This window comes from Sphingomonas mangrovi (genome assembly GCF_047975845.1).
Lineage (GTDB): Bacteria > Pseudomonadota > Alphaproteobacteria > Sphingomonadales > Sphingomonadaceae > Sphingomonas.
In genome coordinates, this window is the sequence record NZ_JBIUCZ010000004.1 from 11,999 (window position 1) to 22,911 (window position 10,913).

Here is a 10,913-nt window from a genome sequence, read left to right on the forward strand (position 1 = left end):
GCCGTCCGCGGTAGTTGAAACAAAATTACGGGCAGACGGCCAGCAGACGCCGCGTCCACAGGAGAGAATGCCGATGCGTATCATCGACCATGTCGTCGCCCGCGACGACCAGACGGCGGGCGGCGCCGGGAGCGGTGGCCGGACCGCGCGCGTCTTCGACCCCAACAGCGGACAGGTGCAGGCCGAGGTGCGGCTCGGCACCCGCGCCGACCTCGACCATGCGGTCGCGGCCGCGCAGGCGGCGCAGCCCGGCTGGGCGGCAACCAACCCGCAGCGCCGCGCGCGCGTGCTGTTCCGCTTCAAGGAACTGGTCGAGGCGGAGATGGACGCGCTCGCCCGGCTGCTGTCGTCGGAACACGGCAAGGTGCTCGCCGACTCGCGTGGCGACGTCCAGCGCGGGCTGGAGGTGATCGAGTTCGCATGCGGCATCCCGCATGTGCTGAAGGGCGAATACAGCCTGGGCGCGGGGCCGGGGATCGACGTCTATTCGATGCGGCAGCCGATCGGCATCGGCGCGGGGATCACCCCGTTCAACTTCCCCGCGATGATCCCGATGTGGATGTTCGGCATCGCCATCGCCTGCGGCAACGCCTTCATCCTCAAGCCCAGCGAGCGCGATCCGTCGGTGCCGGTGCGGCTCGCCGAGCTGATGCGCGAGGCGGGCGCGCCGAAAGGCATCCTGCAGGTCGTCCAGGGCGACAAGGAGATGGTCGACGCGATCCTCGATCATCCTGCGATCGGCGCGGTGAGCTTCGTCGGCAGCTCCGACATCGCCCATTATGTCTATCGCCGCGGGACCGAGGCGGGCAAGCGCGTCCAGGCAATGGGCGGGGCCAAGAACCACGGCGTCGTGCTGCCCGATGCCGACCTCGACCAGGTGGTCGCCGACCTGGCGGGCGCCGCGTTCGGTTCGGCGGGCGAGCGCTGCATGGCGCTGCCGGTGGTGGTGCCCGTCGGCGATCGCACCGCCGAGGCGCTGCGCGAGAAGCTGGTGCCCGCGATCGAGGCGCTGCGCGTCGGCGTTTCCACCGATGCGGAGGCGCATTACGGGCCGGTCGTGACGGCCGAACATCGCGCGCGCATCGAGAACTGGATCCAGCGCGGCGTCGACGAGGGCGCCGAGCTGGTGGTCGACGGTCGCGGCTTCGCACTGCAGGGGCACGAGGACGGCTTCTTCATCGGCCCGTCGCTGTTCGACCGGGTGACGCCGGACATGGCGAGCTATCGCGAGGAAATCTTCGGCCCGGTGCTCCAGATCGTCCGCGCGCCCGACTTCGAAACCGCGCTGCGGCTGCCGTCGGAGCACCAGTACGGCAACGGCGTCGCTGTCTTCACCCGCAACGGCCATGCCGCGCGCGAGTTCGCCGCGAGGGTCAAAGTCGGCATGGTCGGCATCAACGTGCCGATCCCGGTGCCGGTCGCCTATCACAGCTTTGGCGGGTGGAAGCGTTCGGGCTTCGGCGACGCCAACCAGCACGGCATGGAGGGCGTGCGCTTCTGGACCAAGGTCAAGACGGTGACGCAGCGCTGGCCGGACGGATCGGCATTGCCCACCGGCAGCGAAGACGGCGGCCCCAGCCGCGTGCAGGACGCGTTCGTCATCCCGACGATGGGGTGACCGGTGGGAATACGGATTCTCCTTTCTCGTCATGCTGACGGAAGTCAGCATCCATTCGCGGTACGTCTGGCAACTGCCGGAGCGGCAATGGATCCTGACTTCCGTCAGGATGACGAGCAAGAGTGACAGCTTATGACCAACCAGTTCGACCTCACCGAAGAGCAGCGCGAGATCCAGGAACTCGCGCGGCGGTTCACCGCCGATCGCATCACCCCGCATGCCGGCGAGTGGGACGAGAAGCACATTTTCCCGCGCGACGTCATCAAGGAGGCGGCGAGCCTGGGTTTCGCCGCGATCTACGTGTCGGAGGAAGCGGGGGGCATCAACCTCGGCCGGCTCGAAGCCGCGCTGATCATGGAGGCGATGGCCTATGGCTGCCCGTCGACCAGCGCGTTCATCTCGATCCACAACATGGCCTCGTGGATGCTCGACCGCTTCGGCTCGGATGCGCTGAAGGCGAAGTATCTCCCGGACCTCGTCACGATGGACCGGATGGCGAGCTATTGCCTGACTGAGCCGTCCTCGGGCTCCGACGCGGCGGCGCTGCGCACGCGCGCGGTGCGCGACGGCGACGACTATGTGCTGACCGGCACCAAGCAGTTCATCTCCGGCGCGGGCGAGAACGACCTCTACCTCGTGATGGCGCGCACCGGCGAGGAGGGGCCGCGCGGCATCTCGTGCTTCGCGGTGGAAAAGGACATGGCCGGCGTGTCGTTCGGCGCGCAGGAGCGCAAGCTCGGCTGGCATTCGCAGCCGACCGCGCAGGTCAACCTGGACGGCGTGCGCGTGCCGGCCGAGAACCTGGTGGGGCAGGAAGGCGAGGGCTTCCGCATCGCGATGAAGGGACTCGACGGCGGCCGGCTCAATATCGGCGCCTGTTCGCTGGGCGGGGCGCAGCGCTGCCTGGACGAGGCGATCCGCTACACCCGCGACCGCAAGCAGTTCGGCCGCGCGATCGCCGACTTCCAGAACACGCAGTTCACCCTCGCCGACATGGAGACCGAGCTGCAGGCCGCGCGCATGCTGCTCTACACGGCGGCGGCGAAGGTCACGGCGGAGGCGCCGGACCGGACGCGCTTCGCCGCGATGGCCAAACGCTTCGCCACCGACACCGGATCGTCCGTGGTGGATCGCGCGCTTCAGCTCCACGGTGGCTACGGCTACCTCATGGACTATCCGATCGAACGCTTCTGGCGCGACCTGCGCGTGCATTCGATTTTGGAGGGGACCAATCAGGTGATGCGGATGATCGTGGGACGGGAGCTGGTGCGCGAATGACGCAGGACGTGCGGATCGAAATCGACGGCAAGGCCGGGCGCATCCGGCTGGATCGCCCGCGCGCGCTGCATGCGCTGAACGAGGGCATGTGCGGCACGATGCTGGCGGCGCTGGAGAACTGGCGCGAGGATGCGGCGGTGGAGGTCGTGCTGATCGACCATGCCGAGGGTCGCGGCTTCTGCGCGGGCGGCGACGTCCGCCGCGCGGCCGAGAGCGGCAGGGGCGACGGCGTCGAGGCGCGCGCCTTCTTCGCCACCGAATACCGGCTCAACCACCGGCTGTTCACCTATGCCAAGCCGGTCGTCGCGTTCATGGATGGGGTGGTGATGGGCGGCGGCGTCGGCATCTCGCAGCCGGCGGGGTTCCGCATCGCGACCGAGAACACGCTGTTCGCGATGCCCGAGACCGCGATCGGGCTGTTCCCCGACGTGGGCGGCGGCTGGTATCTGTCGCGCCTGCCCGGGCGGATCGGCCAGTATCTGGCGCTGACCGGCGCGCGGATCGACGGCGCGGACTGCTGCGCGCTGGGGCTCGCCACCCATTATCTGCCCGCCGACCGGCTGGAGACTGCCAAGGCGCGGCTGGCCGAGGCGCCGCAGGAGGCGGCCGACAGACTCGACGAACTCGCCGAAGCGCCGCCTGAGGCCGGCATCCTCGCCTATCGCGACGCGATCGACCGGCTGTTCGCGTCCGATCGGCTGGAGGACATCCTCGCCGCGCTGGAGGCGGACGGCGGCGAATGGGCGACCGAGCAGGTGCGCGTGCTGCGCAGCCGTTCGCCCCTATCGATGAAGGTCGCGCTCAAGCTGCTGCTCGACGGCGCGACCATGCCGACGTTCGAGGACGAGATGCGGCAGGAATATGCGGTCGCGGCGCATATCGTGCAGCGCCCCGACTTCGCCGAGGGCGTGCGCGCGGTGCTGGTCGACAAGGACCATGCCCCGCGCTGGCAGCCCGACACGCCGGAGGGCGTGACCGACCACATGATCGACCGCATCTTCGCGCCGCTGCCGGCCGAGGACGAGTGGCGCCCGCAAGCGTGAAGGAGAGCCGCAATGGCCGAATATGAAACCATCCTCGTCGAGCAGCGTGACGCCGTCACGCTCATCACGCTCAACCGGCCCAAGGCGCTGAATGCGCTCAACGCACAGGTGCTGGCCGATCTGGTCGCGGCGCTGAGTGCGTTCGATCGGGACGCCTCGCAGGGCTGCGCCGTCATCACCGGCAGCGAAAAGGCGTTCGCGGCCGGCGCGGACATCAAGGAAATGGCCGAGATGGGCTTTGCCGACATGTACGGTACCAACCATTTCGCCGATTACGACCGGGTCACCGCGACCCGCAAGCCGGTGATCGCCGCGGTCGCCGGCTATGCGCTGGGCGGCGGGTGCGAGCTGGCGATGATGTGCGACTTCATCCTCGCCGCCGATACCGCGAAGTTCGGCCAGCCGGAGATCAAGCTGGGCGTCTCGCCCGGCATGGGCGGGTCGCAGCGGCTGGCGCGCGCGGTCGGCAAGGCCAAGGCGATGGAGATGTGCCTCACCGGCCGGATGATGGATGCCGAGGAAGCCGAACGCGCCGGCCTCGTCAGTCGGATCGTGCCCGCCGGCGATCTGGTGGAGGAGGCGGTGAGGACCGCCGCCACCATCGCCGGCATGGCGCCGCTGGCGGTCAAGGCGAACAAGGAGATGGTCAACGCCGCCTATGAGACCGGGCTGACCCAGGGCATCCAGTTCGAGCGCCGGCTGTTTCACGGGCTGTTCGCCACCGCCGACCAGACCGAGGGCATGGCCGCCTTCGTCGACAAGCGGCCGGGCAACTGGACCGGGCGCTAAGAGAGGGATTTCGCAAGATGGCACGGATCGGCTTCATCGGGCTCGGCAACATGGGCGGCGGCATGGCGGCGAACCTCGCCAGGGCGGGGCACGACGTGCGCGCCTTCGACCTATCGGCCGAGGCGATCGAGCGCGCGCGCGAGGCGGGCTGCCTGCCGACCGACGACGCGCGGGCAGCGGCGGACGATGCGGAGGCGGTGGTGACGATGTTGCCCGCCGGCCATCATGTCGCGCAGGTCTATGAAGAGGCGGTGTTCGGCGCGGCGGCACCGGGTGCGGTGCTGATCGACAGCTCGACGATCGACGTCGCGACGGCGCGGCGGCTGGCGGAGACGGCGACCGCCAAGGGGCTGCACGCGGTCGACGCGCCGGTGTCCGGCGGCATCGCCGGTGCCAGCGCCGGCACGCTGACCTTCATGGTCGGCGGCAGCGACGCGGCCTTCGCGCGCGCCGAGCCGCTGCTCCAGACGATGGGCAAGGCGGTGATCCACGCGGGCGAGGCCGGCGCGGGGCAGGCGGCCAAGGCGTGCAACAACATGCTGCTGGGCGCGACGATGATCGCGACCTGCGAGGCGTTCCTGCTCGCCGAGCGGCTCGGGCTCGATCCGCAGACCTTCTACGACATCAGCTCGGCGAGCTCGGGCCAGAGCTGGTCGATGACGAGCTATTGCCCGGTGCCCGGCGTCGGGCCGGAGACACCGGCCGACCACGACTATCAGGGCGGGTTCGCCGCGGCGCTGATGCTCAAGGACCTGCGGCTGGCGCTGGATGCCGCGAGCGGCGCCAACGTCGACACGCCGATGGGCGCGCGGGCGGCGGAGCTCTACGGCAGCTTCGTCAGCGACGGCGGGGCCACCACCGACTTCTCCGGCATCATCCGGATGCTGGGCAAGCGCGGGTAGGGCTGCCGACAACCGGCGCTTGCGGGGCGCCGTACTTTTCTGGCTTGGTTGCAGGCGTCGCGTTCGGCACAGGTCGCCGCGATGCGCCGTTTCTTTGTTCCCATTCTTGCCGGCGGTACGCTGCCGGATCGTCTGTTCGCCTGCCTGGGCGCCGTGTTCGGCATCGCGCTGACCGGCGCGATCAGCGTCTGGTTCCTGGGCGACATGGGGGCGCTGCCGCTGCTGGTCGCGCCGATGGGCGCGGCGGCGGTGCTGGTGTTCGCGGTGCCGGCGAGCCCGCTCGCCCAGCCGTGGTCGGTGGTGGGCGGCAACATCGTCTCGGCATTGGTGGGGGTGACCGCGGCGCGGTTCGTGCCGGTGCCGCACCTGGCTGCCGGCGTCGCGGTCGGCGGCGCGATCCTGGCGATGTCGCTGCTGCGCTGTCTGCATCCGCCGGGTGGCGCGGCGGCGCTGACGGCGGTGGTCGGCGGGCCGGCGGTGCTGGCGGCGGGCTATGGCTTCGCGCTGGTACCGGTCGGGCTGAACGCGGTGCTGCTGATGCTGGCGGGGGTCGCGTTTCACCGGCTGTCGGGCCACTCCTACCCGCATCGGCCGGGTCCTGCCGTGCCGGCGCCGGCCGAGAGCGTGCCGCACCCGGAGGATCTCGACCGCGCGCTCGCGGATCTGGGCGAGACGTTCGACGTCAGCCGCGAGGACCTCGACCTGCTGTTCCAGCGGATGGAGCACTACGCGGAGGAGCGGCGGGCGCGGGGCGGGTAGGCTCCTATCGACCTACCTCGTACCCCGGCGCAGGCCGGGGCCCAGGTGGGAAGGCCTTTGCGGTATCGTGCAATCCTGCGACGGTACCGCAACTGGGCCCCGGCCTTCGCCGGGGTACAGGAGCGCTCGTTAGGCTCTACTCGCGATCTGAAATCGTCGCCCCGACATGCTCCGCACCGCGCGCCTCGGCGAGCTTTTCCTGGCGGTGGCGCTCGGCGTAGCGGGCGCGGTCTTCGTCGCTGCGCTGGTGGTAGCAGGCGGGGCAGCTGACGCCTTCCTCGTAGAGCGGCGAGCCCTGGTCGGCGACGCTCACCGGCATGCGGCAGGCGTGGCACAGCGCGTGGCTGCCCGGGGCAAGGCCGTGGCCGACGGCGACACGCTGGTCGAAGACGAAGCATTCGCCGTTCCAGCGGCTGTCCGCCTCCGGAACCTCTTCCAGATACTTCAGGATGCCGCCCTTGAGGTGGTAGACCGCGTCCACGCCCTCGGCCCGCAGCAGCGCGGTGGCTTTTTCGCAACGGATGCCGCCGGTACAGAACATCGCCACCTTCGACTTGCCCGCGAGCAGCGTGTCGCGATGGTCGCGGAACCAAGCTGGGAAGTCGCGGAAGCTGTCGGTCGCGGGATCAACCGCGCCCTCGAAGGTGCCGACCGCGACCTCATAGGCGTTGCGCGTGTCGATCAGCACCACCTCCGGATCGGCGATCAGCGCGTTCCAGTCCTCGGGCGCGACATAGGTGCCGACCTGGCCGACGGGATCGACGTGCGGCTCGCCCATCGTCACGATCTCGCGCTTCAGCCGCACCTTCATGCGATGGAACGGCATGGTCGCGGCGCGCGACTCCTTGTGCTCCAGCGCGGCGCAGCCCGGCAGCGCGCGGATCGCCGCCAGCGCGCCCTCGATCGCCGCATCGGTGCCGGCGATGGTGCCGTTGATCCCCTCCGGCGCGAGCAGCAGCGTGCCTTTCACCCCCAGGCTGCAGCACGCCTTGGCCAGCGGCCCGCGCAAGCCGGCGGGATCGGCAAAGGCGGTGAAACGATAGAGCGCGACGACGCGGATCGGCAGGGGATCGGACACGGGTTTTCTCGAAATACGGGGGCGCCGCGGCTGTAGAGCATCGGGCGGGCGCTCGCCAGCAGCGCCGCGCCGCTTTTCGGCTGTTGCAGCCACGCGCAACTTTCGTTCGCGAAAAGCCATGCTACACTCGGGCAAAACAGAACAGATGGAGAGGCCGTTTTGACCCCCGACTTCGACTTCGCGCTCGGCGAGATGGCCGAGGCGATCCGCGACACCACGCGCCGCTTCGCGAGCGACCGCATCGCGCCGCTCGCCGCGCGCGTCGACGCGGAGGACTGGTTCCCGCGCGATCTCTGGCCCGCGATGGGCGAACTCGGCCTGCACGGCATCACCGTCGAGGAAGAGTTCGGCGGGCTGGGGCTCGGCTATCTCGAGCACGTCGTCGCGGTCGAGGAAGTCAGCCGCGCCTCCGCCTCGGTCGGGCTGAGCTATGGCGCGCACTCCAACCTATGCGTCAACCAGATCCGCCGCTGGGGCAATGCCGAGCAGAAGGCGAAGTATCTGCCCAAGCTGGTGTCGGGCGAGCATGTCGGCAGCCTGGCGATGTCCGAGGCGGGCGCCGGATCCGACGTGGTGTCGATGAAGCTGCGCGCCGAGGCGGTCGACGGCGGCTTTCGCCTGAACGGCACGAAGTTCTGGATCACCAACGCGGCCTATGCCGACACGCTCGTCGTCTACGCCAAGACGGGTGAGGGCAGTCGCGGCATCACCGCCTTCCTGATCGAAAAGGACATGGCCGGCTTCTCGATCGGGCAGAAGATCGACAAGATGGGGATGCGCGGCAGCCCCACCGCCGAGCTGGTGTTCAACGACTGTTTCGTGCCCGAAGAGAACGTCATGGGGCCGCTCAACGGCGGCGTCGGCGTGCTGATGTCGGGACTCGATTACGAGCGTGCGGTGCTGGCGGGCATCCAGCTCGGCATCATGCAGGCGTGTCTCGACGTGGTGCTGCCGTTCGTGCGCGAGCGGCGCCAGTTCGGCCGACCGATCGGCGAGTTCCAGCTGATGCAGGCCAAGGTCGCCGACATGTACGTCGCGCTCAATTCGGCGCGCGCGTACGTCTATGCGGTGGCGCGCAGCTGCGACGCCGGGCGGACGACGCGTTTCGACGCGGCGGGCGCGATCCTGCTGGCGAGCGAGAATGCGGTGAAGGTCGCGCTGGAGGCGATCCAGGCGCTGGGCGGCGCGGGCTATACCAAGGAGTGGCCGGTGGAGCGGTTCCTGCGCGACGCCAAGCTGCTCGACATCGGTGCTGGCACGAACGAGATCCGGCGGATGCTGATCGGGCGTGAGCTGGTCGGCAACAATCCGCCGGTGGCGCAGTGAGGATGAACCGGACGAACCGTCACCCTGAACTCGTTTCAGGGTCCATCTCTCCGCTTGCGATGTCGGTGCTTGGGGCACGGTGGATGCTGAAACAAGTTCAGCATGACGGGGGAGGAAGCCGGTGAGCGCGCCGGTCCTGTCGACCAACGTCGCGCCCGACAGCCAGACGTTCAAAGCCAACGCCGCACACAACCGCGCGCTGGCCGAGCGGCTCCGCGCTGACGTCGCAACCGCGGCTCTCGGCGGTAGCGAGCGTGCCCGCGAGCGCCACACCGCGCGCGGCAAGCTGCTGCCGCGCGAGCGCGTCGAGCGGCTGCTCGACCCCGGCGCGCCGTTCCTGGAGATCGGCCAGCTCGCCGCGCACGACCTCTACGGCGGCGAGGTGCCGGGCGCCGGGCTGATCGCCGGCATCGGCCGCGTGTCGGGCCGGCAGGTGATGATCGTCTGCAACGACGCGACGGTGAAGGGCGGGACCTACTACCCGCTCACCGTCAAGAAGCACCTGCGCGCGCAGGAGATCGCCGAGGCCAACCGGCTGCCGTGCATCTATCTCGTCGACAGCGGCGGCGCCAACCTGCCGCACCAGGCCGAGGTATTTCCGGACCGCGACCACTTCGGCCGCATCTTCTTCAACCAGGCCAACATGTCGGCGCTCGGCATTCCGCAGATCGCCTGCGTGATGGGCAGCTGCACCGCGGGCGGCGCCTATGTGCCCGCCATGTCGGACGAGAGCGTGATCGTGCGCAACCAGGGCACGATCTTCCTCGCCGGCCCGCCGCTGGTGAAGGCGGCGACGGGCGAGGAGATCAGCGCCGAGGAACTGGGCGGGGCGGAAACGCACGGCCGCACCTCCGGCGTGGTCGATCATGTCGCCGAGAACGACGAGCATGCGCTGACGATCGTGCGCGACATCGTTTCGACGCTGCCGCCGCCCGCGCAGGCCAGCGTCAACCGCCAGCCGCCGCGCCCGCCCAAGCACGACCCGCAGGAGCTCTACGGCATCGTGCCGCAGGACGTGCGCGCGCCGTACGACGTGCACGAGGTGATCGCGCGGCTGGTCGACGGCAGCGAGTTTCACGCGTTCAAGCCGCTCTACGGAAGCAGCCTGGTGTGTGGCTTCGCGCACATCTGGGGCCAGCCGGTCGCGATCCTCGCCAACAACGGCGTGCTGTTCAGCGAAAGCGCGGTGAAAGGGGCGCACTTCATCGAGCTCGCCTGCCAGCGCCGCGTGCCGTTGCTGTTCCTCCAGAACATCTCCGGCTTCATGGTGGGCGGCAAGTACGAGGCGGAGGGGATCGCCAAGCACGGCGCCAAGCTGGTGACCGCGGTCGCCACCGCCTCGGTGCCCAAGATTACGGTGCTGATCGGCGGCAGTTTCGGTGCCGGCAACTATGGCATGTGCGGGCGCGCCTATTCGCCCAGGTTCCTGTTCAGCTGGCCCAACAGCCGGATCAGCGTGATGGGCGGCGAGCAGGCGGCGAGCGTGCTCGCCACCGTCCACCGCGACGCCGATCGCTGGTCGCCGGAAGAAGCGGAAGCGTTCAAGGCGCCGATCCGCGAGAAGTATGAGGACGAAGGCAACCCCTGGCACGCCACCGCGCGGCTGTGGGACGACGGTATCCTCGATCCGGCGCAGACGCGCGACGTGCTCGGGCTGGCACTGGCGGCGACGCTGGAAGCACCGATCCCAGAGACGCCGCGCTTCGGCGTGTTCCGGATGTGAGCATGCTTCCCACCCGTCGCCCTGAACTCGTTTTAGGGCCCGCTTCGCCGCGGGCGCGGAGCTATCGGCGGCAGACCAAGCCCGACAGCAAGGTCATGCCAGTCCGGGTTTTCGGTGTCGATGAGGTTGATTTTCCAAGCACGGTGCCACCGCTTCAGCTGCTTCTCGCGCGCGATGGCGGTCGGCATGTCCGCGAACAGCTCGTACCGCACGAGGCGGTGGACGGCATAGGCGGAGGTGAACTGAGACCCATTGCTCTCGCGGTGCTCGTAGAGGCGCCGCACGAGATCGCTGGTGACGCCGATGTAGAGCGTGCCCAGCGGCTGGCTGGCCAGGATGTAGACGCAGGGCTGCTTCGGCATCGCCAACACCATAGCATCGCGCGTGGGGAGACATG

Annotated in this window: 10 protein-coding genes; 8 read left to right on the plus strand and 2 right to left on the minus strand. The window is 69.4% G+C overall.

Annotated features, from left to right (window positions below):
* The first annotated feature begins 73 nt into the window (after positions 1–73).
* The 6 genes from ACBY01_RS03400 to ACBY01_RS03425 all read left to right on the plus strand — a co-directional run bounded on the left by ACBY01_RS03400 (position 74) and on the right by ACBY01_RS03425 (position 6,389).
* A complete protein-coding gene (locus ACBY01_RS03400; protein ID WP_416459485.1) occupies positions 74–1,618 on the plus strand; it encodes a CoA-acylating methylmalonate-semialdehyde dehydrogenase in 1,545 nt (514 codons plus the stop codon).
* A gap of 132 nt (positions 1,619–1,750) precedes the next feature.
* On the plus strand, positions 1,751–2,896 hold the full coding sequence (locus ACBY01_RS03405; protein WP_416459364.1) for an acyl-CoA dehydrogenase family protein: 1,146 nt from the start codon (positions 1,751–1,753) through the stop codon (positions 2,894–2,896).
* Positions 2,893–3,939, plus strand: a complete 1,047-nt coding sequence (locus ACBY01_RS03410) for an enoyl-CoA hydratase/isomerase family protein (RefSeq protein ID WP_416459365.1) — start codon at positions 2,893–2,895, stop codon at positions 3,937–3,939. The genes ACBY01_RS03405 and ACBY01_RS03410 overlap by 4 nt, the downstream gene beginning before the upstream one ends.
* A 12-nt stretch (positions 3,940–3,951) precedes the next feature.
* The gene (locus tag ACBY01_RS03415; protein WP_416459366.1) at positions 3,952–4,728 is read left to right on the plus strand and encodes an enoyl-CoA hydratase; all 777 of its coding nucleotides are present in this window, start codon (positions 3,952–3,954) and stop codon (positions 4,726–4,728) included.
* A 17-nt stretch (positions 4,729–4,745) separates the two neighbouring features.
* Positions 4,746–5,630, plus strand: a complete 885-nt coding sequence (mmsB, locus tag ACBY01_RS03420; protein WP_416459367.1) for a 3-hydroxyisobutyrate dehydrogenase — start codon at positions 4,746–4,748, stop codon at positions 5,628–5,630.
* A gap of 81 nt (positions 5,631–5,711) precedes the next feature.
* Complete coding sequence (locus ACBY01_RS03425; protein ID WP_416459368.1) at positions 5,712–6,389, plus strand: HPP family protein; 678 nt, start codon at positions 5,712–5,714, stop codon at positions 6,387–6,389.
* 136 nt (positions 6,390–6,525) lie between these two features.
* Here the strand turns inward: ACBY01_RS03425 and trhO are convergent, their stop codons facing one another.
* Positions 6,526–7,467, minus strand: a complete 942-nt coding sequence (trhO, locus tag ACBY01_RS03430) for an oxygen-dependent tRNA uridine(34) hydroxylase TrhO (protein WP_416459369.1) — start codon at positions 7,465–7,467, stop codon at positions 6,526–6,528.
* A gap of 159 nt (positions 7,468–7,626) precedes the next feature.
* Here trhO and ACBY01_RS03435 point away from each other — a divergent pair, with 159 nt between their 5' ends.
* Together ACBY01_RS03435 and ACBY01_RS03440 are read left to right on the plus strand one after the other, a co-directional pair.
* Positions 7,627–8,793, plus strand: a complete 1,167-nt coding sequence (locus ACBY01_RS03435) for an isovaleryl-CoA dehydrogenase (RefSeq protein ID WP_416459370.1) — start codon at positions 7,627–7,629, stop codon at positions 8,791–8,793.
* A 121-nt stretch (positions 8,794–8,914) separates the two neighbouring features.
* Positions 8,915–10,516, plus strand: a complete 1,602-nt coding sequence (locus ACBY01_RS03440; RefSeq protein ID WP_416459371.1) for a carboxyl transferase domain-containing protein — start codon at positions 8,915–8,917, stop codon at positions 10,514–10,516.
* A 32-nt stretch (positions 10,517–10,548) separates the two neighbouring features.
* Here ACBY01_RS03440 and ACBY01_RS03445 read toward each other — a convergent pair whose 3' ends face one another.
* Positions 10,549–10,878: a GIY-YIG nuclease family protein gene (locus tag ACBY01_RS03445; protein ID WP_416459372.1), complete on the minus strand. Its 330-nt coding sequence runs from the start codon at positions 10,876–10,878 to the stop codon at positions 10,549–10,551.
* Positions 10,879–10,913 lie beyond the last annotated feature (35 nt).